Annotated in this window: 1 protein-coding gene; it reads left to right on the top strand. The window is 61.1% G+C overall.

Going from position 1 to position 329, the window contains the following annotated elements; translation table 11 throughout:
• On the top strand, positions 1–329 hold a 329-nt coding region (locus GQ57_RS43535), incomplete at both ends, for a hypothetical protein (protein WP_034200638.1).

A 329-nucleotide genomic window follows, 5' to 3' on the forward strand; every position in this document is an offset into this window, starting at 1 on the left:
GATAGCGAGCTAATGCCCGTCGAGGTCGACGTCGACAACGAAGAGATCGAGCTAGTTGCCGACGACAGCCCCGTCGACGTCGAGGTCGACAGCGACGTGATCGAACTGTTCGCGGACGACAAGCCGGTCGAGGTCGACGTCGACAGCGACGTGATCGAACTAATCGTCGAGCTCAGGCCGGTCGATAGCGAGCTAGTGCCCGTCGAGGTCGACGTCGACAACGAAGAGATCGAGCTATTAGACGACGACAGCCCCGTCGAGGTCGAGGTCGACAGCGACGACACCGTGCTATTGGTCGAGCTCAGGCCCGTCGACAGCGAGCTAATGCC

Origin of the sequence: Burkholderia sp. MSh2 (assembly GCF_000731655.1) — a bacterium.
Classification (GTDB): Bacteria; Pseudomonadota; Gammaproteobacteria; order Burkholderiales; family Burkholderiaceae; genus Burkholderia; species Burkholderia paludis.